The following is a 26,105-nucleotide window of genomic DNA, read 5'->3' on the forward strand; positions in this document are numbered from 1 at the left end:
TGGTTTTAGTATTTGTTAGTATACCAGAATCATTATAGGAATTCGTTATAGTTTCTTTTAAAAGGTTGTAACCATTATAAATATTATAAAAAGAGAGATAAGTTACTATTGAATTACTATTATTATGATCAATAATATTTACAGCTTTTACGGCTTTAAATATTCTTGAATATCCTGAATTAACGACATTATTAGTATTTGGAGGTGGTATCGAGTCAGGAAAATAAGCCATAAAAGTATAATTATTTATAGTTTCGGAAACTTTACTGAAAGTGTTTCCATTTTTCTTATAGGAAATTTGTTTTTTCAATGAACCTCTTAAATAATCATTACTACTTGGTTCTACTTTTGGGAATGGGTATAATTTTACACCATCTACAGTTTCACTTAAAGGACTACCATAAGGGGTTATTGCATTATTTCCATCTTTATAATCTTCCGTTGTTGAATAATAGTATTCTGTTTTCCCTGTTTTTTCATTTAAAGAAGATACGGTTATTTTTCCGTAGCCAACATTACTTCCTTGTGTCGCAATTAATGGGTTTACAGAATTAACATATCTTACATAGCCTAATAATGCAGGAGGACTAGATGCAAAGTCATAAGTTAAACCATAATATTTAGGTCCATAAGCCACTCTTCCAGAACTATATCCAGAATCATCTATGTATTTGTAGTTTTTTTTATTTGTTAACTTATTATTGTCATAATCATAAATGCTTTTTATTCTTAAACCTCCTAATGTTTTGTTTAAGCTAGTGTTTTCTTCGTCATTCACTATAGAAATTATAGCTGGGTCTGTTTGTGTGCAATTATTTACATATGTAAACCATATTTCATAGGATCCGGGTTTTAGAAAATGTTCTTTGGGATAAGTAGAATAATTTCCAGCCCCTCCATTATTGGTCATCGTAAATTGATATGTATCATTTGCATTATTATTGTTTCTGATATTAATAACAACATCACAATTAACAGGGTTAGATGTGACTCCTCCTATCCTAACCCTACTATAGGTATAAGGTTCTGAATGCACGTTAATATTTAAAGGAACCCTATTGTTATATCCATTCCAGTTCATTGACGTAGATTTAGCTGAAATAACTCCAGATACTTTAGATGTTTTGGCAGTATGTGCCTCATACTCAAATTCTGTTCTTCCGCCAGTAGGATGTTCTATAGTTGTTAAAACGCCAGATTTCCCATAATTAAAATTTGGCTCTTTATCCGAAGTTCCTTTAACAATTGTTTTCCAATTATTAATTTGTTTATATGTAATGTATTGTCTTGAAATATATTCTGTATTGGAATTTTCTCCATTATAATACCCCCAGTGATCTTGAGCTTTAGAATCTCTTCGAGGAAGTTTGTAGTTGGTATCATATGTGAATTTTGTTTCTGGTTTGCAATTTCCTGAGCTATTACATTCTTTCAAAGAAACCAATATTAATCGAAACTGTTCATTATCTCCTGATGGATTAGTGTTTACGTCTACTAAGCCTGTAGGAGTTAAGTATTTATAATTGAATTTAAATGATTTTACTACAAACCCACTTTTATTTTTAATATTGATTTTATCTAAATATTTATTCCCTGCAAAATCTTTTCTATTAATAGTTGATGGAACAAATTCAATACTTCCGTTACTAAAACTTATTGTATTTAAACGTTTTGCTATATAGGTTGTTTCCATCTGAGTATCTGTCTCCATGTCTGCGGAAGGAGAAGTAGCATTTATAGGTATACTACCTTGACGCCTTATTAAAGAATAAGAATAATAATTATAGTTTAAATTGATTTCTCTTGTTTTTGTTCTGTTTTCTATTTTGTTTAAAAACCATGAAGAGGGAAAACTTAGGTGATTTGAATAAAGTCCACCCAATGTTCTGGTGTTTGATCTTTCTTTGTCTTTAAAAAAATAGCTATTTCCATATTCGTCTTTAATTGTAAAGTCAGTTATAACACTATTATAAGTTCTGCAATTAAGTGGCTCATTCTGTTCATTTTCAACGCCAATATTGTGAGTTATATTGATGTTTTTTCTTTCTTTTAAATACAAATTTTTATTATAATCATAAAAGAAACTTCCAGATCCTCCAGGATAGTTATAAAAGAATTTATCGGGTTCTCCATCTTTTTTATTATCGCCCATATCATAAAAAAAATTGGAATTTGAAGAATTTGGTACTGGAATATTGTTCAAACTGAAATGTCCATAATATATGTCTTCATCTGCAACTGTTCTTATGGTTCTAGAAATAGCGCCTCCTGTATTTAGAGTCCAACCTAGACCTACCCAACTTGCAATTTCTTCTACTTTTATTCCATTTCCGCCTGTATATTTTAAGTAGATAGGTAAAGACAAGTCACCTTCTTGTATTGTAAAGATTGGAATAGAGACATTTATAGAACCCGTGTAATTATTTACTTGGGTATTTCCAGAAACGTGGAATGCAGCTGCATTTGGTGAGGGAGGAATAATTTTTGGTAATTCTTGTGATTTTGCAGTTTTACCTATACACAAAAAACATGTAATAAGTAAACTAAGAAAAGTCTTTTTCATAGATTATTTTTTATTAATAAATGTATTTCGAAAAATAAGAGGAGAATGACTAATAAGAAAATTAAAATTATTTGAAATAATATTAATTTGAAAATATTGATTTAGGTAGTTCGTTGGTTAGCAATTCTTTCCTTTTTCTGCATTAAAATTATATTTTAAAATTTCAACAAATATTAATTTAATGTTAAAAAAAAGTTATGATAAAATTTTCTTATATAAGTTGCTGAATATTAGCTAGTTAATTTTATCAAAATTAATTAACTCTTTGATAATTAAATACATTTGGTTCGATAGTAGAGTAGAAGGGGGAGCAAAAAAGCCTTATCAATATTGATAAGGCTTTTTTATTGCCTTTATCCTGTCCTAAAATAAGTTGACATAAAATCGATTTATTTAAGAGTTCATTAGAAAATCTAGAAAGAAACGTACTCTACTTGATTAAATAATTGTTTTAGTATAAAACGCACATAACTATTTACAAAACCTGGCTATATAGCTAGTAGTCAACTAATTTAAAGGATACTTCTTTTTTAAAATATAATTTATTTTACGTAAATGCATCAATTCTGCATGAAATAAATTAGGTGAAAAACCTGTAGCCAAGCCTAAAATACAAGGTTGTTTTTGAGATTGTTTTACTCTAATTTGGTCTGCTATTTGTTTTGAGATGGCTTTTGAGACTGATGTTGAATTTTCATATACTACAGTCCCAACATTTTCAAACCTTTTTTGAATCCTGTTGATTTGTCTAATTTACTTTTTAACATGATGTGTTGTTTGTTACTATAAAAGTTAAATTTATTATTTACTCCAATTTTTTATTTTGTGACCCCAAATTGCAAAAAATAGAATGATGGCATAACAAGGAATCAAAATCCAATAACTCTCTGTAGAAGCTGTTGCTATTGCATTTGCTTCTTGTAAACCATTGGTAATTAATTCGTGTTTGTGAGCATCTACAATTCTACCATACAAAGGTGGAATTATGGCACCTCCAGAAATTGCCATAATTAAAAGTGCAGAACCTGTTTTTGTGAATTTACCCAAACCATCTAAAGTTAGAGGCCAAATTGCTGGCCAAACTAAAGCGTTTGCAATTCCTAAAGCTGCTACAAATAATATAGATGTAAAACCAGTGGTGTTTAAAATGCAGAAACTAAATATGATTCCTAAAATAGCACTTGCAATTAGGGCGGTTTTTTGTTTTAGGTATTTTGGTATTAACAAAACGCCTAAAGCATAAGTAGCTACCATTGCTAATAAAGTATAGGTGGTAAAGTATTTGGCTTCTTCTCCTGTAAAACCAAGTGAAATTCCGTAAGCAATAATAGTATCTCCAGCAATAACTTCTGCACCTACATAAACAAAAAGTGCAATTACACCCAACCATAAATTTGGGAATTGAAAAATGCTTGTTTTGGTAGTTTTTCCTTCTTCTAACTCTTCAGATTCAACTGCTTCTACATGAGGTAAAGGTGCTTTTCTGATTAAAATTCCTAATAAAAATAATACAATTGCCATGACTAAGTATGGCATAAAAACACTATCTGCCATTGAATTTAACAATATACTTTTTTCATCTAAACTTACGCCAGCTAATTTTTCTTTGGTTTCATCTATTCCTGATAATAATAAAGCCCCAAAAATTAATGAACCCAATGCACCAGCTGTTTTATTGGCAATACCCATAATAGCAATACGTTTTGCGCCACTTTCAATAGGTCCTAAAATTGTGATGTATGGATTTGCTGCTGTTTGTAAAATAGTCATTCCAATTCCTTGTATAAAAATACCTGCCAAAAACACCCAATATGTTCTTGCTTCTGCTGCTGGAATAAAAACCAAAGCACCAATTGCCATAATTATCAACCCTAAAGACATTCCTTTTTTGTAGCCAATTTTATTTAAAATATAAGAAGCTGGTAATGCCATTACCACAAAAGAAATATAAGAGGCTGTTGCTACTAAGTAAGATTGTGATTCAGTAAGTTCATTAATGGTTTTCATAAATGGAATTAACGCTCCATTAATCCAAGTTACAAAGCCGAAAATGAAAAATAAACTTGCAATAATTACAATTGCTGTGGTGTTATTTTTTTGTTGCATTTTTTTTATTTTTAGGAATTAGTTATTTTTTTAGTAAAACTTTCTATCAATTTAAATTGGTTTTTTGCTCTGTCTAAATTATGTTCTTGATAATTTGTTTTGTAATACACATCGTTATTTAGATAATCTGTTAAAAAACGAAGTGCCATTATAAAAATCATGGTTTTTGCTGCTAAGGATAAATATTTTAACTCTGTAGTAGATAAAGAGTTTTTAGTTTTCTCTAAAAACCCTTTTTCATAGGCTTTGTAATATTCTAAGTTGAATTCTACTTTGGATAAATCTTTTTCGTCTTCTGCTGCTGTGTTGCAAATGGTTCTTATAGCATCACCAAAATCATAGTGAATAATTCCTGGCATAACAGTATCTGTATCTATCATACAAATACCTTTATTATCTTTTGTGAAAAGTGAGTTAGAAATTTTAGTATCATTATGAGTTACTCTTACAGGAATTTCTCTTGACTCTTTTAAATTTTGGAGAATATGCATTTCCTCTTTTAAATCTGCTATAATTTCTGTGTATTTAGCTGATTTAAATAACCTGTCTTTAGTCGCACTTTGAAGTGATGCAGCATATTGCTTATAACGAAAAGACATGTCATGAAAATTAGGAATTACATCTATTAGTTTGCTACTATCAAAATCTGCAGTGTTGTTTAAAAATTCGCCTAAGAGTTTACCTCCTTCGTAAGCAATTTCTTTGTTTTTTATAATTTCGTGTGTTACACTATTATCAATAAAAATCATCACGTTCCAAAAATCTCTTCCTTTTTTAAAGTAGTAAAAACCTGTGTTTTTTGTTTTTATAAAACTCAACACTTTTTTACTTAAATCTTCTTTGGATATGTTAGGGTATTTACTCTTTAAGTGTTGGCTTATTAACACTTTGTTATTTACTAGTCCAGGAACATTTTTAAATATAGTGTGATTTATTTTCTGTAGAATAAAGTTTTTTGTTCCATCTGTTTTTACTAAAAAAGTATCGTTTATATGACCAGAGTTTAATTCTGAATGACTGACATAATTAGATTGATGGTTGAACTCGTTAAATATAGATTGTATAGACGCAGCTTTCATGTTAGTTCCATAAAATAGTTGGATATACTCCGTTTTCTTTCAAAGTATTAATCTCTTTTTGAACTTTTTCTTTGTCTTCACTATAAGTTACACCAAACCATTTAGAATCTGATTCTAAGACTTTTACAGTTGCTTTTTTTGAAGTTAGCATTTCATTTACAATCAATGGAATGTAAAATTCTGATTTTAAATTTTCTTGATTTTTTTCTAAAAACTCTAAAAATAATTCCTCTCCAAACTCAAAAATTTTTGGAGTAAAACCCCAAAAATTCATAGAAACGATAGCACTCTGTTTAATAGGTAACATTTTACCTTTTTTATCTTCAAATTTAAGGATTCCATCTACTTTTTCGATTCTTTCTCTCTCAGTTACTTCTGTTAAAAAACCTTTTTCATCTATAGCACATTCTCCTCTAGAAACATAACCATTTTCTGAAAGTGTGTTTTTTAGAGAATACGCAACCATATTAAAATTAGAGCTATTTTTATCTGTATTTTTTAATTGTTTTGCAATCACTTTAAAAGCATGTCTGCTGTAAAAATCATCTGCATTTATTATCGCAAAATTTTCCTTTACAACATCTTTTACCGTCAAAAGAGCATGCCCAGTTCCCCAAGGTTTTATTCTTTTTAAATTTAGATATTTTTGGGGTACATTCTCTATTTCTTGATTGACATATTCAACTTGTATTTTATCTTTTAGTTTGCTACCGAACTTTAATTTAAATTGTGCTTGTATACTTTTTCTAATAATAAAAACTACTTTACCAAAGCCTGCTTGTATTGCATCATACAAAGAAAAATCTATAATAGTATCTCCTTCTGGAGTAAAAGTGTCCATTTGTTTTAAGCCTCCATATCTGCTACCCATCCCTGCTGCTAAAATGACTAATGTAGGTTTGTTAGTTTTACCCATGATTTTATAAATAATTTTAAATATATAAAATTGATTTGAAAAGTACCGTTTTAAATCAAAAAGAGGCTGTCTTAAAAGTATTAAAATTTGTCATTTCGACTGTAATGGAGAAATCTTATTTATTCAAAATCAATTACATATATTTTTTGACAAAGTCTGTCTTGAGCGAAGACGAAAGGCTCAAAATGACAGATAAATTAATTTTTCAGACAGCCTCTTTTAACTTATACAATTTAGCATGCTAAAATGTGATAAGTTCTATTTTATATTTAACTCTAAAGGAGTATTTATCTGTTTAGAAAATTTGTTTAAATAGCTTTCCCATTCTTTTTTAGAATTGAATTTACCTCTAACTTTCCATCCAAAACCAGCATAATAAACAACTTTATTATTGTTTACATTTAAATGTGCATAAGCATTACTTAAATCTTTAGTTTCAACATCATATTTTTCAAAAGCTTTAAAAGTGTTTGTGTCAGCTACAATTGCAGTTCCTAATTCAGAATCTCCATGAGGTTGCCAATAACTAACCCAACCATTTTGAGTACTTCCAGAAACTCCTCCATCTTTTTCGTGTAAAGTTAAACCTGCAGCAATAGTGTTAGTTCCTTCTATATTTGTAGAGAATTTAGATAGATTGCTACCTAAATCTAAACTAATCACTTTAGATTCTTTAATTTTTTTACCATTTGCATCCCAACTTTCATATTCTAAATAAAAGCTAGTTCTTAATGGTCCATTAGTAATAGTTCTCCATTTTGTGTAATTTTTTGAGAAATAGTAAGTGTCATCAACTTTAACAGCAATTCCACCAATTCCTCTACTTACACCAACATGAAAATTATCTAAACCTTCTCCAGTATCTTTGTGATAAGAACCTGTTTTTTCTGTGTATTTTTTATACCATTTATTAATAATAGGGTAATCAACTTTTTTTAACCAAGCATCTACACCACTAGACAATGTAGGTTGTGGCAATCCATTTTCTGCTCTATATTGGGCATTTGGTCCAAAAACTCTAAAAGCTACTCTATCATTTTCCCAAGTATAATCGTCTGTTCTTTCTGGTACAAAACGAGAATAACATAAATCTTTAGCTTTTGGTCTTTCAGCATCAGTAATTGTAACAATTTCAAAATTTGCTGTAGAATTTGCCCCTATTTTTGGTTGAAATAAAATTTCGTCCATAGTTCCATCTCCATCAACATCTACTAGTTGTGTAACTTGTAATTCTCCTGTTTTTACATCTTTTATTCCGACTGTAGAAAAATCATCAACAATTAAATCTGATTTTTGAATTTCAATTATTTCAAAATTTCTTTCGAAATCAAGTGTATTTTTTACTGTAATACTTGTGTTTTTTTTCTCTTGATTACAAGAAAATAAAATCATACCAATTAATAAATATGAAAGTGTTTTAAAAGTTTTCATTGTGTATTGATTTTTTTTAAATAGTTGATATTTAAACACAGAAACGCAAAGTTTTCTAATTTTTAGCCTTAAAAAACATCAAAGGTTTTTAAAATCTTTGAGGTCTAACAGAAAATTGTAACTGTAAACTGAGACTGCTTACTGAATTACTGGCAACTGCTTACTAAACCTACTCTTCATTTGCTGGCTTACCAATAGTCGCTAAAATTCCACCATCTACATAAACGACTTGTCCGTTTACGAAATCACTGGCTTTTGAACTTAAAAAAATGGCAGCTCCTTGTAAATCGTCTGGATCTCCCCATTTTCCTGCAGGTGTTCTTCCTACAATAAAATCGTTAAATGGATGTCCATCTATTCTAATAGGTTCAGTTTGACTGGTTGAAAAATAGCCAGGTCCAATTCCGTTTGTTTGAATATTATATTTTGCCCATTCAGTTGCCATATTTTGAGTTAGCATTTTTAAACCACCTTTTGCAGCAGCATAAGCACCCACAGAATTTCTACCTAATTCGCTCATCATAGAACAAATATTGATGATTTTTCCATTTTTTCTGGTAATCATTCCTTTTACAACATGTTTAGAAACGATAAAAGGTGCTACTAAATCTACATCTATCACTTGTTTAAAATCTGCAACTTCCATTTCTACTAAAGGCGTTCTTTTAATGATCCCTGCATTGTTTACTAAAATATCTATATTACCAACTTCAGCTTCAATTTTTGTGATATTTTCTTTTACAGCAACTTCATCAGTCACATTAAAAAGATAACCATAAGCATCAATTCCAGCAGCTTTGTATTCTGCTATAGCTTTGTCTAACTTTTCTTGAGAAGAATTTCCATTCACTATAATTTTGGCTCCTGCATTTCCAATTCCTTTAGCCATTGCCATTCCAAGACCATGTGTAGCTCCTGTAATTAAAGCTACTTTACCTGATAAATCAAATAAGTTAATTGACATATTTTTATTTTTTGATGGTTATCTTAATTCGTTAATTTTACAATGATCCATATCACCATAATCTAAATTCTCTCCAGCCATTCCCCAAATAAAAGAATAACTACTTGTTCCTGATCCTGAATGAATAGACCAAGGAGGAGAAATTACGGCTTGGTTATTTCCCATCCAAATATGTCTTGTTTCTGTTGGTTCTCCCATAAAATGACTAACAGCTTGGTCTGCAGCAACTTCAAAATAAAAATAAATTTCCATTCTTCTGTCATGTACATGAGCAGGCATTGTGTTCCAAGAACTTCCTTCTTTAATGGTTGTCATCCCCATCTGTAATTGGCAAACGTCAACTACAGAATTTACAATGTATTTTCTTAATGTTCTAGCATTTGCAGTCTCTGGAGAACCTAACTCTATCGTTTCTACATCATCTCTACCAATTTTCTTATTTGGAAAAGCTTTATGAGCTGGTGTAGAGTTCAAGTAGAACATTGCAGGATTGTCTGCATTATCACTAGAAAATTCTACATTTTTGTTTCCTTGTCCAACATACAATGCTTCTTTATGTTCTAAAGCATATTCAGTGCCATCTACAGTAACTTTTCCTGCTTGTCCAACATTTATAATTCCTAATTCTCTTCTATCTAAAAAGTTTTCTGCTTTTAAAGCATCTATTGTTTCTAATTTTAAAGTTGAATTTGTGGGTACTGCACTTCCTGTAATAAAACGATCATAATGAGAATAGGTTAAATTTATAATGTTCTTCTCCATTAAATTATCAATTAGAAATTCTTTTCTAATTCTTGCTGTATCATAGTTTTTTACATCTTGTGGAGATGCTGCATATCTTGTACTGTAGTTAGTTTTCATAAGTATGTTTTCTATTTATAATGAATAATTTCTTTCAACTTTGATACAAAAGTAATGAAAATATATTAAAATACAATCGATTGTATTTTAATATATTTATATTTGCTGAAGAGTTAAATGAATAATATGTTTAATTTCACACCATAATTTATAGACAAATCTTAAGCTTGCATTTTTAAAAATGGAGAATAACGAGGTAACCATACATGATATTGCTAATATTTTAAATATTGATAGTTCTACAGTTTCTAGAGCGTTAAATAACAGTTCTAGAGTTGCTAAAAAAACCAAAGATAAAATTCTTGCAAAAGCGAATGAATTAGGCTATCAACGAAATCATTTAGCTTCTAATTTACGAAAAAGTAAAACCTTTACGATTGGTGTAATTGTACCAAGAATTTCTCGTCATTTTTTCTCTTCAGCAATTGCTGGAATAGAAGAAACCGCTTTTAAAGCAGGTTATAATGTTATTATTTGTCAGTCTTTAGAAAGTTTAGAAAGAGAGCAAAGTATTATAAACACTTTATTGGCAAATAGAGTGGATGGAGTTTTAGTTTCTATTTCTATGGAAACTGTAAACTACAATCATTTTAAAGGTTTACAACAAAGAAATATACCCTTTGTTTTTTTTGATAGACATTGTAATATAACTGAAAATAGTAAAGTTGTTATAGACGATTTTGAAGCTGCATTTACTGCTGTAGCACATTTAATAAAACAAGGATGTAAAGAAATTGCTCATTTTGCAGGCCCACAAAATTTAGAAATTTATAAGAATAGGTATAAAGGATATAAAGCTGCTTTAAAAAAATATAACATTCCTTTTAGAGAGGACTTAGTTATTGTATCTAAACTAATGGATAAAGATGGTGCTAAAAATATAAAAAAAATACTGTCAACTTCTTACAAAGTAGATGGTATATTTTGTGCTAATGATGTTGTTGCTATAGGAGCAATACAACATTTAAAAAAACTCAAGATAAAAATTCCAGAAGAGATTGCTATTGTTGGCTTTAGCAATGAATCTATTTCTTCTGTTATAGAACCAGCTTTAACAACTATAAACCAATCTGGAACAGAAATAGGAAATACAGCAACAAAATTGTTATTGGATAAAATTTCTAACAAAAGTAAAAAAAGTATTCACGAAACTATTATTGTAAAAACAAATTTAATAGAACGTACTTCTTCTTTGAGAACTAAAAAATAAATATACTTGAAAAGTTATAAAGTAAATCTGATTCAAAAAAAGAAAATTATCCTTTCAGGAAAAGGAAATTATTCTATTTGGGAAAAAATCAGAAAGCTTAACAGATTTTTCTTCTCTATGAGATAAAGGACTCATCAAAAAAAATAAATATAAAGTCCTTCATAACTGAAAAGAAAATGCTTTTTTCTTGGGGATTAAATGATATTGATGGTTTTTATTTACACACAAAAAGTAGCTAACAATTTAAAGAGGCTACCTGAAAAGTTAATTTAGCTGCTATTTTGAGCCTTTCGTCTTTGCTCAATACAGGCTTTGTCTAAAAATCTATGTAATTATTTTAAATAAATAAGATTACTCCATTACAGTTGAAATGCCAAATTTTAATACTTTTAAGACAGCCTCCTTTTTTAAATTAACTTTCCTACATATTTTAAGATATTTTTTTAGTTTTTAGATTTTTATTGTTTCTTATGAATAGTTTTTTATAAATTTAAAGTTCTTTACAGGAAGTAACATAAATATTTAATATTTAGAATAAAAATTAGCACTTAGGCAATGAGTAATTACCACATCAAGCATTTAGAAGAATATTATCAAGTATATAGAAAATCTGTTCGCGAACCTGAAAACTTTTGGGAAGAAATAGCAGAAGAGCATTTTATTTGGCGAAAAAAATGGGACAAAGTTTTAGAGTGGGATTTCTCAAAACCAGAAATTAAGTGGTTTCAAGGAGCAAAATTAAATATTACAGAAAATTGTATAGATAGACATTTAGCAACTCGTGGAGACAAAACTGCCATTCTATTTGAGCCTAATAATCCAAATGAACCAGCAGAACATATCAGCTATAAAGAGTTATACAAAAGAGTAAATCAGTTTGCAAATGTTTTAAAAGAACAAGGAATAAAAAAAGGAGATAGAGTTTGTATTTATGTACCAATGATTCCTGAATTAGCAATTGCTACATTGGCATGTGCAAGAATTGGTGCCATTCATTCAGTTGTTTTTGCAGGATTTTCATCCACAGCTTTATCAACAAGAATTAATGATGCAGATTGTAAAATGGTCATTACTTCTGATGGTTCATACAGAGGAAAAAAAACAATAGATTTAAAAGGAATTGTAGATGAAGCTCTAGAAAGCTGTTCATGTGTAGAAACAGTTTTGGTAGCAAAAAGAATCAATTCAGACATCGATATGAAAGAAGGTCGTGATAAATGGTTGCAACCATTATTAGACCAAGCATCAACATCATATAAAGCAGAAATTATGGATGCAGAAGACCCTCTCTTTATTTTATATACTTCTGGATCTACAGGAAAGCCAAAAGGAATGGTACACACAACTGCAGGGTATATGGTGTATACTGCTTATACGTTTAAAAATGCATTTCAATATACAGAAAATGATGTGTATTGGTGTACAGCAGATATTGGTTGGATTACTGGACATTCTTACATTGTTTACGGACCTCTAGCCAATGGAGCAACTACAGTTTTGTTTGAAGGTGTACCAAGTTATCCAGATTTTGGACGCTTTTGGGAAATTGTAGAAAAGCACAAAGTAAATCAATTTTATACAGCACCAACTGCAATTAGAGCGCTTGCAAAACACGGAACAGAATTGGTAGATAAATACGATTTGTCATCATTAAAAGTATTAGGATCTGTTGGAGAACCCATCAATGAAGAAGCTTGGCATTGGTATAATGACAATGTTGGGAAGAAAAAAAGTCCGATTATAGATACTTGGTGGCAAACAGAAACTGGAGGGATGATGATAACTCCAATCCCTTATGTAACACCAACCAAACCAACGTATGCTACTTTGCCATTTATAGGAATTCAACCTTGTTTAATGGATGAAAATGGAGAAGAATTAAAAGGAAACCAAGTAGATGGAAGATTGTGTATAAAATTTCCTTGGCCATCTATGGCAAGAACTATTTGGGGCAATCATTTACGTTACAAAGAGACCTATTTTTCTGCTTTTAAAAACAACTATTTTACTGGTGATGGAGCCTTAAGAGATGAAGTAGGTTACTATAGAATTACAGGTAGAGTAGATGATGTCATTATAGTTTCTGGTCATAATTTAGGAACTGCCCCAATTGAAGATGCAATTAATGAGCATCCAGCAGTTGCAGAAAGTGCAATTGTAGGTTTTCCTCATGATATTAAAGGAAGTGCATTGTATGGATATGTGATTTTAAAAGAAACTGGAGAAAGTAGAGATCAAAACAACTTACGAAAAGAAATTAATCAAATTATTACAGAACATATTGGCCCTATTGCAAAGTTGGATAAAATTCAGTTTTCAGAAGGTCTACCCAAAACACGTTCAGGTAAAATTATGAGGAGAATTTTACGTAAAATAGCTTCAAACGAATTAGACAATTTAGGAGATACGAGTACTCTTTTAAATCCAGAAGTTGTACAAAGTATTATAGACAATAAATTATAAGTAGTAGATATAAAATGTAAATGTATTTTTATTTTTGTTTTATAGTTTTGCTTATATAAATATTAAATAATAAGCCCAGAAAAATTAAAGAAATACCCAAAAGTGTCCATAAGTTATAAATTTCTTTAAACCAAGTGGCTCCAATTATTATTACAAAAACAACTTCTAAATATTTTAGAGGAGCAATTACTGTTGTTTTATATAGTTGGAAAGCTTTGGTCATATACAATTGTCCTATAAAACCAAAAAGACCTAAACTAAGTAATAGAATCCATTCATTTACAGTTGGATTTTTCCAGTTGTTTACAGACATAATACCACCAAACAACAATGCCATTATCATAAAATAATTGATAATTACTAAAGAGTTTTCAGAGTTTCCAATTTTTCTAATCACAATAAAAATAAGCCCTAAAGAAATTGCTGATATAAAAACAAGTAGTAGACCTATAGAGTCTACATCTATTCCAAAACCTTTAATAATCAATACCCCTAAAAAAGCAATAAAGAAGAGAAACCATTGTATAGGTTTTATTTTTTCTTTTAAAAAAAATAAAGAAAATATAGCTGCAAAAATAGGAGAGGTGTACCTTAAAGATACTGCTGTACCAATAGATAAATAGTTTAGAGATTGAAAAAAACAAGTCAATGAAATTACTCCTAAAATCCCTCTTAATGATAGTAATTTTTTGTTTTTTCCAAAAAATGATATTTCTTTTTTTAAGGTTAATGGAATTGTTATTGCCAACGTACCAAGACATCTAAAAAAAACAATTTGGTACACACTAAAAATGTTTAGCTCTTTGACAAAAGCATTCATAACAGCAAAAGCTGTTACGCTAAAAATCATATATATTATTGCCTTATTTTTATTCAAAAACTGAAGTTTAAAAAGTAAAGAAGTCATTTTGCATAAATACAAAATGACTTCTTAAAACAAAGTATAAAAAAAATTAAATTCCTAAAGCTTGTCCACCACCAACTTGTATAGTTTCTGCTGTTATAAAAGCTGCGTCTTTACCAGCCAAAAATGAAACAACACCAGCAACATCTTCTGGTTTACCTAATCTACCTAACATAATATTGTTTGCCCAAGAAGCAAAAACTTCTGGTTTGGTAGATTTTATTTGTGCATGAAATGGGGTATCTATTGTACCAGGAGAAACTGCATTTACACGAATACCATATTCTGCTAAATCTTTTGCTAAAGCTCTAGTTATTGCATGAACTCCAGCTTTAGACGTACCATAAATACCAGCTCCAGGTCCACCTGCATTCCAACCAGCATTAGAAGTGTAATTTATTATTGAGGCATAATCGCTTTTCTTTAAAAAAGGAATGGCTGCTCTAGACGCATAGAAAGTAGAATCTAAATTAAGAGCCATTACAAATTTGTAAAATTCAGTAGTCATTTCTTCAAAACGAGATCTACCTCCCAATCCTCCTGCATTATTTACAAGTACATCTATTTTTCCATATTTTTCGCCTATTTTATTAATGTTTGCATTTACAGCATGTTCATCTGTAACATCAAAACCATAATATTCTGCAGTAATATTACTTTCTGTGAGTTCTGCTAATCTTTCTGCTCCAGCTTTATCATCTATACCATTTAAAATAACTATAAAGCCATCTTGCCCTAATCTTTTTGCTACTTCAAATCCTATACCACCTGTAGCTCCTGTTATTATTGCTACTTTTTCGTTTGATTTACTCATATTTAAAATTTTATTTTTTTTATTTTTATTCTTTTACGGGGCCAATATTTTTAATAAATAAAAATATTGAGACAACACCTAAGATTACTGATACACATATTGCAATAAAAGCAGGTGTATAAGAGTTTGTTGTAATTTGACCTACAAACCAGTTCATAATCATTGGAGATACAGCTGCTACTGTACCTGCCAAACCTGCTAATGTTCCTACTGAAGGTCCTTTAAATAAGTCACTTGAGATTGTTTGTATATTTCCAATAGCAAATTGAAAGCCAAACAATGCTAAACCTGCAAAGTAGATAAACATCATAAAATCATCTGCTTTTACCAAGGTAATAATACAAACAAATGCTATTAATATCATTAAACCACCAAGCGAAATTGTAAATTTTCTAGAAACATCTACAGATAATTTTTTCATTAATTTTCCTGTAAAGATTCCTCCTAAAATACTACCTGCAGCAGCCATTAAATAAGAAATCCACATTGTGTTTGCAATTTGCTCTATACTTAAATCATACTTACTATTTAAATAAATTGGCATCCAACCTGCAAAAAACCACCAAATTGGTTCTATAAAAAATCTACATAATAATACTCCCCAAGATTCTTTATGACTTAATATTTTACCAACAGGTAAGCTTTTAGATTTTTCTTCAGAAATATTTTCTTCTTTATCTATTCTATCCGAAATAATTAAATCTCTTTCCTCTTGAGTAACCCATGGGTGTTTTTCTGGTGTTGATTTATTTAAAAATAACCAAGGAATTACCCATAGTAAACCAACAGCTCCTAAGATGATATAGGTTGTTTTCCAACCAAATTTTGTGTATAAGAAAACAATTACAAAAGGTGCAATAACATTTCCAATAGAAGCACCAGCATTAAAAATACCTTGTGCTGTTGCTCTTTCTTTAATAGGAAACCATTCTCCATTACTTTTTACTGCTCCAGGCCAGTTACCTGCTTCTCCCAAACCAAGTAAACCTCTAAAAATAGAGAGTGTAATAATACCTCTTGCAAATGCATGAAAAGCAGAAGCTACAGACCAAATAATTATAGAGACAGTAAAACCTAAACGTGTACCTATTTTGTCATACAATTTACCAGAAGCAAATTTACCAATTGCGTAACAAGCCATAAATACATTAAGCATTATTGCATAGTCTGCTTTATCCATGCCTAAATCTGCTCCCATTTCTGGCCATAAAAGGGCAAAAGCAGTTCTATCTATGTAGTTTATAACAGTTGCAATAAAAATTAGAGTTATAATCCACCAACGTAATCCTTTTATTTTCATGTTTTTAGATTTGTGCTTTGTTTGTTTCTTGGTAAACCAATTTGGTAAACCAAATATAGTTTTTTATATTGAAATTCTAGTCTTTTCTTTTTTAGAAAAGATGCTATTTTATAAATTATAAAAAAGTGTTTAATACTGTTTAGCTATAACAATAAGTATAGAGCTCTTTAAAATGCTCTTTCATTTTTTGTTTTGCCAATTGTGGATTTTGATTCTTAATAGCATCAAAGATAGATTGATGATCTGTAATACCTCTTTGAGATAAACCAGCGTCACAAACATGGTGTTTTTGAAAATTTGTAATTATTTCTGGAGTTATACTTAACATAAAAGTATTCATTGTGCTATTACCACTTGCTTTAGCAATTGCTAAATGAAATAATAAATCTTCTTGCACAGCATCTTCGCCATTTATTACTTTTTCTTTGTATGCTTTAAGTGCTTCTTCTAACTTTTCTAAATCTTCTTGCGTTCTTCTTATTGCAGCTAATCTTACAGTTTTTAATTCTAATAAAATTCTTGTTTCTACTAAAGATTTAAAATCTGGTTCATCTAATCTTAAAATATCTTCAATCATACCATTCATGGCAATTACACCTATGTTTGCAACAAAGGTTCCACTTTGTGGTATCGATTTTAAAATACCATAGTACTCTAATTTTTGTATGGCTTCTCTTATATTACTCCTAGATACTCCAAACTTTTCAGAAAGCATTCTTTCTGAAGGAAGTTTTTCTCCTGGTTCTAAATTTTTAAAATTGATTAGATCTCCAATTTTAGAGATAATCTCTTTTTGATTATTAGAATTTTCAGTTTTTGTAAGTATCTCTAATTTCATAATTTAAGTTAATCTTAATACTTGAAGAGTTTTTTTAGATAAATTTACACACGTTATTTATAACGTATAGTAACGTGTGTAAATATATTAAATAATATTAGATTTTTTTTGCTTAATAATTAAAACAGTTTTTTTGTAATTATTGAGCTTCAATAACAACAGAATCAATTCTAATTTCTTCATCACCACTATTATATCCAAAACTTCCACCACCACCACCTGTTGCTGGTCCTCCAATTCCTCTCATAAATAAAGCTACGCTTGTGTTTGCTCCTGAGTTAAATGCGTATTGGGTTGTTAAATAACCTGAATCGTTTGGATTATTTAAAACCGTTACGAAAAGATTATTTGCAGCATCTTCAGCTTGAGATACAGAAGTATATCCAAAACCATCTTGAGGATATTCTGCGCCTGTTGCAAAATAAGTTGGTGTATAACCGCTTGTGTAACCTGTACCTGCTAAGACTCTTAATTCTAACTTACTAGGAAAAGACCCTCCTGGAGTTAAACTTTTAAATTGTGTAACAATTGTTATGGTATAATCTGCATTGGCTTGAACTTCAAATTCTTGATAAATATGATCTGGTTCATTATTATCAAATTTAAGTACATCACTACCATTACCAGAACTAGATTCTCCTTGATCTCCCAAACTTCTATTTATCCAACCTGAGCATGCACAATCAGAACCAGAAGATTTTGCTTGTTTATCAAAATTGTTATTTACTAAAATTGGATCTGTAACAGGTGGTGCAGCTGGTTCTTTTACTGTAATTTCTTGAGTAAAAGTGTTTGTAACACCAAGATTATCTTTGGCAGTTAAAGATACTGTCCAAGTACCTTCTCCTGGATAAGTGTTTGTAGGTTCTAAATCTGTAGAGGTGTTCCCATCTCCAAAATCCCAAGCGTAACTTGTTGCACTTATAGATTGGTTAGAAAAAGAGTATTTTTTCCAAATATCTCCTAACCCTTCTCCTTGCTTAAATGTAAATTTAGCTTGTGGAGGTGTTGCATCTGGTATAGAGCCTGCTTCAGGTAGTTCAAACTTGCCAAACTCGTCACAAGAATGAAAAGTAAATAGCGCTAGTAAGGCTACTATGTAAATTGATTTATTTTTTAATGTCATAATTATAATATTTTAAATTATTCTATTTTTTATTTTAATTGTATCCAGGGTTCTGAGATAATTTTCCTTTACTTAAGCCAACTTCATTTTGAGGAATTGGAAGTAATAAATCTGTAGTACTAAAGCTACCTCCTATTGTAGAAGAAAATGTAGAAAGTATATCTTGTGCTTTACCTAGTCTAATTAAATCGAATAATCTATGATTTTCAAAAGCCAATTCTACTCTTCTTTCTAATAATAAATCATCTAAAGTAATGTCTGTAACTGCAGTTGTTAAACCTGCTCTGTCTCTAACTTTTTGAAAAGAATTTAATGCTGCTACTGCATTTGTTGATGAACCACCTGCTAAGATAGCTTCTACATGCATTAATAAAATATCTGAGTACCTTAAAACAATCCAATCATTACCTGCTAACCTTGGATCAAAACCTGTAAATGTTTTACCATCTGCACCACCATCTACTCCATTTGGTAAATATTTAGCAACTTGATTTTGTGTTATCTGTAAACGGTCTTGTCTGTAGGATACTGCTGTTCTTGTTCCTCCATGCATATCCAAAGCTTCTTTAGCATCGTTTGTTACATAATTTACACCTACAGTTCTTCCAACTCCATTTAAAAATTCTGCAGAAAAGTTTTGACTGTCTTGTGTTATTCCAGCAATAAAACCAATAGAAAATATTACTTCTTTATTGTCTTCGTTGTAAAAAACATCTTTGAAATCTGGTTCTAATATAAAACCAGCTTTCATTACATCTTCTAAAAGTTGTTGTGCTTTTACATATTCTTTTGTAGGTGCTGTTAAATAAGCTTTTGCTAACAGACCTTGAGCTGCAGCTTTAGAAGCTCTATTTTTTGAACCAGAATTGTCTAAATGCTGAATTGCAAATTCAAAGTCTTTAACAATAAAATCATAAATTTGTGCAACAGGAACTCTTGTAAATTGAATATCTGTATCTGTAGGAGTTAATACCTTGTCTACTAATGGTAAATCTCCATACAAACGTACCATGTTAAAATATACATAGGCTCTAACAAATCTTGCTTCTGCTTCGAATTTATTTTTATTTGCAGCAGAAACTACGTCTAAATTTTCTAATACTTTGTTTGCTCTAAAAATTACATTAAAAAAACTTCTGTAATGATCTGCAACCAAACCATTTTCTGGTTGTACTCTAAAGAAATCGAAGTCAGATGCTTCTCCCTCTCCACTTTTAGTTCTTGTATTATCGCTTCTCATTTCTGTAACATAGAACTCCATTTGAATTCCATGATTAGAATCTGATCTTGTATCATTAACCCCTTGTATACCATCATACATATTAATAATTCCAGAAAAAACCTGATCCTCTGTAGTGTAATAGTTTGCATCACTTACTGCTGCTGTTGGTACTGGGCTTAAAAAGTCATCACTACAAGAAAATGTACTGAACAAAACTCCTAGTAATGCTACAATTTTTATTTGTTTTTTTATATTTTTCATTTGTATTGATTTTTTTTAAAATTCTACATTTAAACCAAAAGAGATTGTTCTGTTAATAGGAGAACCTGCTCTTTGATAACCATAAGTAGTTGCTGATGTTGTATTGATAGATTCTGGATTAAAACCTGTATAATCACTTGCAGTTAAATACATAAGATTTTGTCCTGAAGCAAACAATCTAAGTTTAGATATTTTTAACTTTGCTAATAAATCAGCATTAAAAGTATATCCAATATTTACAGTTCTTAATGCAATATAAGAAGCATCTTGTATAATATCATTTGTAAATATTTTTTGTTTAATAAATTGTTGATCTGGTGTTGATGAAATAAAATCTTGAGCAGAACCAAACTGATTAAATAGATACTGATCTCCCATATTTCTTACTTCTGCACCATGACTTCCTTGAAACATAAAGCTACCATCAAAACTACCTAATTTAAATTCATTGGTAATACTCCAAACTAAGTCTGGATATGGATCTCCTAAGATGGTTTTATCATCATTATCTATAACACCATCTCCATTTAAATCTTTTACATATACATCTTGTGCTTCTGCACCAACAGGATGAAATGGATTTGAAATAAATTCTAAAGGAATATCTCTATCTACAACCCAACCATAAAAAGAAGATATTGGGTTACCAACTTGGTTAATCCATTCTGCTGCTCTTTTTGTATCTACATTTTGAATTTGTCCATTTGAGTCTGCAAAATCTAATAATTCATTTTTATTTCTTGATGCGATTAATGTAGTACCCCATTTAAAGTTTTCTTGAGAAATATTTTTTGTTCTAATTTCTAATTCCCAACCACTGTTTTTTACTTTACCTAAGTTAGATACAGCCTCTACAAAACCTGTTGTTGCAGATACTGGGTTAAATAGTAATAAATCATCACTAGTTCTTTCATAATAATCTATAGAACCACTAATTCTGTTGTTAAAAAAACCAAAATCGATTGCAGGATTTATTTCAATAGATCTTTCCCATTTTAAGTTAGGGTTTTCAATATTAATAGGATTGAACCCACCAACTACATTATTATCTATTACTGCTGTAGACGCTTGGATTAAAGATAAATAAGGATAACTATCTATAACTGGGTCTCCTGTTCTTAAGTTTGGATTTCCTGTTGTACCATAGCTAAATCTTACTTTTAAGAAGTTAAAAAAATCGATGTCTTTAAAGAAATCTTCTTTACTAACTGTCCAACCAACAGATGCAGCAGGGAAGTTACCGTATTTTTGATTTGGCCCAAAAGAAGAGTATCCATCTCGTCTAAAACTTAATGATACTAAGTATTTATCTGCAAAAGCATAATTTAGTCTACCTAAATAAGATTGTAATGATCTTTCATATTTGTATGATTGTGCATCTGCAATAAGTGTGGCTCCAGAAATGGTTTTAATTAGATCTGACTCGTAACCAGTTCCTCTAGAGCTTTCAAAATCCCAATCCCATTTTTCTCTAGAAATACCTGCAACTGCATTAATTTCATGATCTCCAAATTCTTTATTATATGTTAGTAAATTATCTAAAACATAGTGTATTCTATTTTCTTGAGACAAATCTAACTGTGCAGCTGCTGCACCATTTCTACTGGCTTTAACACCTTGCCAACGATCTCTTCTAGTATTTGAAAAATCTACAGAAAGACTTGTTTTAAAACTTAAGCCTTTTGCAATTTTATATCTAGCATTAAAACTACCTAATAATTTAAATTTGTAATCATTTCTATCTCTTTCTAATACTTTAGCTGCTGGGTTAGTGTTAGATGTATTACTAATATCTGTACCTCCAGATGCAACTGGTTGCATTGTTGTTAAATCAAAATCATCAAAATGACGTTGCACAGCATAATCACCAATTTTTACATTTGGATATTTAAATGTGTTTACAAATCTTATTGTATTTTCATCATGATAAACTGGTAACCATGGTGTTTGTCTTAAAATATCATGCGTAGAACCATCAAAACGTCTTCTGTCTGAGTAAGAAGGGGCAATGCTTGCACCAAAAGATAGTTTTTTACCCAATTTTGTGTCTACTTTTAATCTCATTGTGTATTTTGTAAACTCATCTGTAAGTAATACACCTTCATCTTTTTGATATCCTAAAGCAACACTAAATTTTGTGTTTTCTGATCCACCTCGTGCACCAAAAGAATGACTCTCTATAATACCTCCATTAAAGATTACATCTTGCCAATCTCTATCAATACCAATTAATTGTTTATATCTTGTTCTGTCTGACAATAAAGAATTTTTGTTTGTAGGAACTGGAAGATTTTGAGCAATTAGTTGTGCTTCTCTATAAGCAATTTCTTTTTGAGCGGTTTCTGCCACAGAAAAATAGTATTTACTACTTTGTCTTGCTTCTTTAAAACCAGTAAAAGTATTATATGAAAATTTTGTTTTTCCTTCTTTACCACTTTTAGTTGTTATAATTACAACACCATTACCACCTCTAGAACCGTAAATAGCTCCAGATGCTGCATCTTTTAAAACTTCGAAAGATTCTACATCGTTCATATCTATGTTTGTAAGGAAATCACTATCTACAACAACGCCATCTACAACAACTGCAGGATCTGAACTACCAGAAATTGAACCAGTACCTCTAATTCTAATAGTTGGAGCAGAACCAGCTTCTCCTTCTGTAGCCTGAATATTTACACCAGAAACTTGCCCAACTAAAGCATCATCTACTCTGGCTACAGCAATTTGCTCTAGTTTTTCTGCTTTAACTTTAGAAATTGCACCTGTTAAATGGCTTTTTTTCTGAGTTCCATAACCAACAATAACAATTTCGTCTAACACACTAGCATCTTCTACCAAACTTACATTAATCGATTTTTGATTTACATAAGGTACTTGCTTTGTTTTAAAACCAAGATAAGAGAATTGAATTATTTCTCCTTGTTTTACCTTAATTTGATAGTTACCATCAAAATCTGTACTAGTCCCTTTTTGAGTGCCTACAATAATTATGTTAGCACCTAAAATTGGTTCACCATCTGATTGTGAAGTTACAGTTCCTTTTATTGTTACTTCTTCTTGAGCGTACAGAACACTGCAAAATAAAAGCATTACAATAAATACTGATTTGATTTTTAAATTCATAGTTAATTGGTTTGAATTATTTTGTTTAAATTTTTAACTTAATCCTTTTTAAGAAGATATATACTTTAACAATTTTAAGAATAAATTTTACTAACTGTATGCCTTAAAATTTAATAAGTACGATTTTACTACTTAAAAAGAACTTGAACTGGGTAACCAAATTGGTTTACCAGTTTGGTTACCCAAATATATAGTTTTTATTTTAATAAAAAAATGTTTTGTTAATTATTTCTTAATAATTTTTAAAATAAATGTGTATCTTAAGTATTGTCTCCAAAATAAGAAACTTTATTACCACTTAAAAAATCTTCTCTTACAGGACTAAATGTGTCAATTAACATTCCTTCTTCTAGGCAGATTGCACTGTGCATTAAATTAGGTTCTATGTAAACGCCATCTCCAGCTTCAACAATTTTTTTTACTCCATCTATTTCAAACTCAAATTTTCCTGAAACACAATAGGTAGCTTGTGTATGAAAATGTTGATGTGGAGAACCTAAAGCTCCTTCTTCAAATTTTACTTGCACCATCATTATTTGATTGTCATAACCCAAGAATTTTCTAGATACTCCTCCACCAAGTTCTTCCCATTCCATGTCTTTTGTGATGATGTATTTTTCGCTAAATCGTTTCATTATTTATATGTTTTTTTTGATTATTTATTGGTAATAGTAACAACCTGTCCAGGAAAAAGTTTTTCCATTAATGGTTGTTGAGTGTTCTTTTTTACTATCATTATTTCTATTAGATAAAATCACTATTTTTTCTTTTCCTTTTTTAAATTGAATTTTTATTGCAGTATAATTAACATTATCACTTAAAACTATTATGTTAGAAAAATTACTGTAGGCATTATTGGCAACCTCTTTTACAGGGTCGTAATCTCCATGAGATTCTATAATAGTAGCATATACTGTATTTTTAGTGTTCTTTTTTCTAATGATGATTGATGGATCTCTTCGTAAATTAAATTCAGGATCGTTTGCACCAATTCTTGCCATAATAAGTTCGTCTTTTTTATCTGTAGCTGAGGTAATTGTGTAAAACCTTCTGTTATCTAACCAAGTAAACTGAATGCTTTCTTGGTTTGCAATTCCATTACCTTCTTTCCATAAATGATTATAGCCATATTTATCTCCTAAAGGGGATAAAGTTTTTGGAGTATTATAATCAAAAGTTGTAGAAATTATTTGTCCGAAATAATAGAAAGGTAAATCGTATTGATTTTTTTTATCGGCATTAATCTTGAAAATATCGATGATAAATGGTTTTGTTAAACTTGTATCTTTAACCATAATCATAGTTCTATGAAACTGTGTTCCAGCATAAGCATTTTCTTCTTTTGCACTTACAATCTGAAAACTTGGATTAGAAACATCAAAAACATATTTTTCTGAATGGTTTTTACTTGCTTTACTATATTTATTTTCAAAATGAGAAATTTCGTTTTGTACAACTGTATTATGTGCAATGGTTTGTTTTGCAAAGGTTTTGTTCTCTTTTAAATAACCTCCTCCGTTTTTTTGCTCAACATTTACAAAACGAGACAATCCATAATCTTGTAAAACCTCATCTCCATTTTCATACATAGAAAAAGATAACTTGTCATAATGACCATGACTTAAACCTTGTGCTGCATATTTGTAAACCAAAGCCATAGTTTCTTCTTCGTTATTATAACGTAAAATTCCTATACCACCTTCATCACCTTTAGAACCATCAGATAATTCCATAGATTGTTTTACAAATGGCTTTTCTTTTCCTTCTTTTAGTGCTATTGCAACTTTTAAACCTGTTGCATCTAATTGAACTGCTCCTTGTTTTTTTGCTACTGATAATAATCTTGGGTCTTGGTTTCCATAATAATATGCAATATCGACAGCAGAAACCAGAGAAGATGTGTAATAAGACATTCCTTTCTGCCCATCATTTAATGGGAAAAACTCCCCATCTGCGTCAGTAAGATTCAACAAAGCATCTACTGCTTTTATTAAAACGCCGTTTTTATATTCGAAAATCTTTAATGCTGGTTTTTTATTTTGAAGTGCTTCTGCAAAAATTAAAAAAGGATACATGGCATATCTTTGATAGTAGGGACCTTCTGTATAAAATCCGTCAGGAGAAAAAGGAGAATCTACATTTGCTAAAAAACCTGCTTTGCCATCTTTATCAAAAATAAAACCACCATCATTGTCTTTTGCTGTTAAATCTACGTCTTCTTTATTCAAGCCATACAAAGCTCTTTTTACCAATTCTTCATCATCCATAACCAAACCAATCATACCTACAGCCACATTTCCCCAAGTGGAATGGTTGTGAACTCTGTTAAAATATTGTGGTGTTTCTATGGATAAAAAATCTGCATAAGGTCTAAATAATGTTTTGTTTAAATAGTCTGTTTGTTCTTTTGGCAGCCAATTATAAATACAATCATAAGCTTGACTCGTAAAAACCAACCAATTAGAATCATTTAAACACTGCCAGAAAATTTTACCTCTTGCATAACTTCTTGTTTGAGGGTGTCTTGGTAATGTTGGAAACATTTTTGCATATTCCAACAACATATCTCTAATAAAAATGGCATATTTTTCGTCTCCTAAAAGCTGAAATAGTACACCAGCTTTTTGCATGTTTGCATAATTAGCTTTGTGTTGGGTATGTGTGTAACCACCAGCCATATCTTTTGGAATTGGTACATCTATTCCTTTTTTGATTGCTGCATCTACTGTTTCTTTTGTTGCTTTTAAAGTTGCATCAAAAACAGGAATATTACCTAATTTTTCTTTAATTTCTGAAACACTTCTAGTAGTTAATATTAAATTTGGATGCTGGTTTTCATCACCAGAAACTGTTGAATTTTTTTTCTCATTGCAAGAAAAAAAGATCATTAAAACCAATAAAAATGTTTGAAAACTCTTCAT

General features: G+C 30.1%; 18 protein-coding genes. 2 read left to right on the forward strand and 16 right to left on the reverse strand.

The window, feature by feature from the left end; all coding sequences use genetic code 11:
* From ACY2RW_RS09525 to kduI, 7 genes are all read right to left on the reverse strand, one after another.
* The coding region (locus ACY2RW_RS09525) for a hypothetical protein (protein ID WP_490122493.1) at nt 1–2,563 on the reverse strand (2,563 nt) is incomplete at its 3' end.
* Between the two features lie 801 nt (nt 2,564–3,364).
* Nucleotides 3,365–4,669, reverse strand: coding sequence for a sugar MFS transporter (locus ACY2RW_RS09530; protein WP_490122494.1), 1,305 nt, complete (start codon nt 4,667–4,669; stop codon nt 3,365–3,367).
* An 11-nt stretch (nt 4,670–4,680) separates the two neighbouring features.
* On the reverse strand, nt 4,681–5,748 hold the full coding sequence (locus ACY2RW_RS09535) for a phosphotransferase (RefSeq protein ID WP_490122495.1): 1,068 nt from the start codon (nt 5,746–5,748) through the stop codon (nt 4,681–4,683).
* Between the two features lies 1 nt (nt 5,749).
* Nucleotides 5,750–6,664: a nucleotidyltransferase family protein gene (locus ACY2RW_RS09540; protein WP_490122496.1), complete on the reverse strand. Its 915-nt coding sequence runs from the start codon at nt 6,662–6,664 to the stop codon at nt 5,750–5,752.
* A 258-nt stretch (nt 6,665–6,922) separates the two neighbouring features.
* Entirely contained in the window at nt 6,923–8,095 is a 1,173-nt protein-coding gene (locus ACY2RW_RS09545) for a BT3233 family polysaccharide utilization protein (protein ID WP_490122497.1), read from the reverse strand.
* A 169-nt stretch (nt 8,096–8,264) separates the two neighbouring features.
* Nucleotides 8,265–9,059 carry a gluconate 5-dehydrogenase gene (locus tag ACY2RW_RS09550; RefSeq protein WP_490122498.1) on the reverse strand — a complete coding sequence of 265 codons (795 nt, stop codon included), beginning with the start codon at nt 9,057–9,059 and terminating at the stop codon, nt 8,265–8,267.
* 18 nt (nt 9,060–9,077) lie between these two features.
* Nucleotides 9,078–9,920, reverse strand: coding sequence for a 5-dehydro-4-deoxy-D-glucuronate isomerase (kduI, locus tag ACY2RW_RS09555; RefSeq protein WP_490122499.1), 843 nt, complete (start codon nt 9,918–9,920; stop codon nt 9,078–9,080).
* A 181-nt stretch (nt 9,921–10,101) separates the two neighbouring features.
* On the opposite strand from kduI, the gene ACY2RW_RS09560 reads away from it, so the two are divergent.
* Both ACY2RW_RS09560 and acs read left to right on the forward strand, forming a co-directional pair.
* Nucleotides 10,102–11,130: a LacI family DNA-binding transcriptional regulator gene (locus ACY2RW_RS09560; protein ID WP_490122500.1), complete on the forward strand. Its 1,029-nt coding sequence runs from the start codon at nt 10,102–10,104 to the stop codon at nt 11,128–11,130.
* 555 nt (nt 11,131–11,685) lie between these two features.
* Nucleotides 11,686–13,593, forward strand: a complete 1,908-nt coding sequence (gene acs / locus ACY2RW_RS09565) for an acetate--CoA ligase (protein WP_490122501.1) — start codon at nt 11,686–11,688, stop codon at nt 13,591–13,593.
* Between the two features lie 28 nt (nt 13,594–13,621).
* On the opposite strand, the gene ACY2RW_RS09570 is transcribed toward acs, so the two are convergent.
* The 9 genes from ACY2RW_RS09570 to ACY2RW_RS09610 all read right to left on the reverse strand — a co-directional run bounded on the left by ACY2RW_RS09570 (nt 13,622) and on the right by ACY2RW_RS09610 (nt 26,105).
* Nucleotides 13,622–14,500: a DMT family transporter gene (locus tag ACY2RW_RS09570; protein ID WP_490122502.1), complete on the reverse strand. Its 879-nt coding sequence runs from the start codon at nt 14,498–14,500 to the stop codon at nt 13,622–13,624.
* A 46-nt stretch (nt 14,501–14,546) separates the two neighbouring features.
* On the reverse strand, nt 14,547–15,311 hold the full coding sequence (locus tag ACY2RW_RS09575) for an SDR family NAD(P)-dependent oxidoreductase (RefSeq protein WP_490122503.1): 765 nt from the start codon (nt 15,309–15,311) through the stop codon (nt 14,547–14,549).
* A gap of 25 nt (nt 15,312–15,336) precedes the next feature.
* Nucleotides 15,337–16,611, reverse strand: a complete 1,275-nt coding sequence (locus tag ACY2RW_RS09580) for an MFS transporter (protein ID WP_490122504.1) — start codon at nt 16,609–16,611, stop codon at nt 15,337–15,339.
* Between the two features lie 139 nt (nt 16,612–16,750).
* Nucleotides 16,751–17,449 (reverse strand): FadR/GntR family transcriptional regulator, encoded by a 699-nt coding sequence (locus tag ACY2RW_RS09585; protein WP_490122505.1) that lies wholly within the window; start codon nt 17,447–17,449, stop codon nt 16,751–16,753.
* 139 nt (nt 17,450–17,588) lie between these two features.
* Nucleotides 17,589–18,575, reverse strand: a complete 987-nt coding sequence (locus tag ACY2RW_RS09590) for a PKD domain-containing protein (RefSeq protein ID WP_490122506.1) — start codon at nt 18,573–18,575, stop codon at nt 17,589–17,591.
* A 34-nt stretch (nt 18,576–18,609) separates the two neighbouring features.
* Entirely contained in the window at nt 18,610–20,058 is a 1,449-nt protein-coding gene (locus ACY2RW_RS09595) for a RagB/SusD family nutrient uptake outer membrane protein (protein ID WP_490122507.1), read from the reverse strand.
* 15 nt (nt 20,059–20,073) lie between these two features.
* A complete protein-coding gene (locus ACY2RW_RS09600; RefSeq protein ID WP_490122508.1) occupies nt 20,074–23,184 on the reverse strand; it encodes a SusC/RagA family TonB-linked outer membrane protein in 3,111 nt (1,036 codons plus the stop codon).
* 260 nt (nt 23,185–23,444) lie between these two features.
* Nucleotides 23,445–23,819, reverse strand: a complete 375-nt coding sequence (locus ACY2RW_RS09605; RefSeq protein WP_490122509.1) for a cupin domain-containing protein — start codon at nt 23,817–23,819, stop codon at nt 23,445–23,447.
* 24 nt (nt 23,820–23,843) lie between these two features.
* On the reverse strand, nt 23,844–26,105 hold the full coding sequence (locus ACY2RW_RS09610; RefSeq protein ID WP_490122510.1) for an alginate lyase family protein: 2,262 nt from the start codon (nt 26,103–26,105) through the stop codon (nt 23,844–23,846).

The organism is Polaribacter sp. 2305UL8-11 (genome assembly GCF_058147165.1).

What these genes read in the sequence shown, in the direction of transcription:
- ACY2RW_RS09585 (WP_490122505.1), bottom strand. Translation starts at nt 17,449, where the DNA reads ATGAAATTAGAGATACTTACAAAAACTGAAAATTCTAATAATCAAAAA.
- ACY2RW_RS09590 (WP_490122506.1), bottom strand. Translation starts at nt 18,575, where the DNA reads ATGACATTAAAAAATAAATCAATTTACATAGTAGCCTTACTAGCGCTA.
- ACY2RW_RS09560 (WP_490122500.1), top strand. Translation starts at nt 10,102, where the DNA reads ATGGAGAATAACGAGGTAACCATACATGATATTGCTAATATTTTAAAT.
- ACY2RW_RS09530 (WP_490122494.1), bottom strand. Translation starts at nt 4,669, where the DNA reads ATGCAACAAAAAAATAACACCACAGCAATTGTAATTATTGCAAGTTTA.
- ACY2RW_RS09545 (WP_490122497.1), bottom strand. Translation starts at nt 8,095, where the DNA reads ATGAAAACTTTTAAAACACTTTCATATTTATTAATTGGTATGATTTTA.
- ACY2RW_RS09610 (WP_490122510.1), bottom strand. Translation starts at nt 26,105, where the DNA reads ATGAAGAGTTTTCAAACATTTTTATTGGTTTTAATGATCTTTTTTTCT.
- acs (WP_490122501.1), top strand. Translation starts at nt 11,686, where the DNA reads ATGAGTAATTACCACATCAAGCATTTAGAAGAATATTATCAAGTATAT.
- ACY2RW_RS09595 (WP_490122507.1), bottom strand. Translation starts at nt 20,058, where the DNA reads ATGAAAAATATAAAAAAACAAATAAAAATTGTAGCATTACTAGGAGTT.
- ACY2RW_RS09535 (WP_490122495.1), bottom strand. Translation starts at nt 5,748, where the DNA reads ATGAAAGCTGCGTCTATACAATCTATATTTAACGAGTTCAACCATCAA.
- kduI (WP_490122499.1), bottom strand. Translation starts at nt 9,920, where the DNA reads ATGAAAACTAACTACAGTACAAGATATGCAGCATCTCCACAAGATGTA.
- ACY2RW_RS09550 (WP_490122498.1), bottom strand. Translation starts at nt 9,059, where the DNA reads ATGTCAATTAACTTATTTGATTTATCAGGTAAAGTAGCTTTAATTACA.
- ACY2RW_RS09575 (WP_490122503.1), bottom strand. Translation starts at nt 15,311, where the DNA reads ATGAGTAAATCAAACGAAAAAGTAGCAATAATAACAGGAGCTACAGGT.
- ACY2RW_RS09540 (WP_490122496.1), bottom strand. Translation starts at nt 6,664, where the DNA reads ATGGGTAAAACTAACAAACCTACATTAGTCATTTTAGCAGCAGGGATG.
- ACY2RW_RS09570 (WP_490122502.1), bottom strand. Translation starts at nt 14,500, where the DNA reads ATGACTTCTTTACTTTTTAAACTTCAGTTTTTGAATAAAAATAAGGCA.
- ACY2RW_RS09580 (WP_490122504.1), bottom strand. Translation starts at nt 16,611, where the DNA reads ATGAAAATAAAAGGATTACGTTGGTGGATTATAACTCTAATTTTTATT.
- ACY2RW_RS09605 (WP_490122509.1), bottom strand. Translation starts at nt 23,819, where the DNA reads ATGAAACGATTTAGCGAAAAATACATCATCACAAAAGACATGGAATGG.
- ACY2RW_RS09600 (WP_490122508.1), bottom strand. Translation starts at nt 23,184, where the DNA reads ATGAATTTAAAAATCAAATCAGTATTTATTGTAATGCTTTTATTTTGC.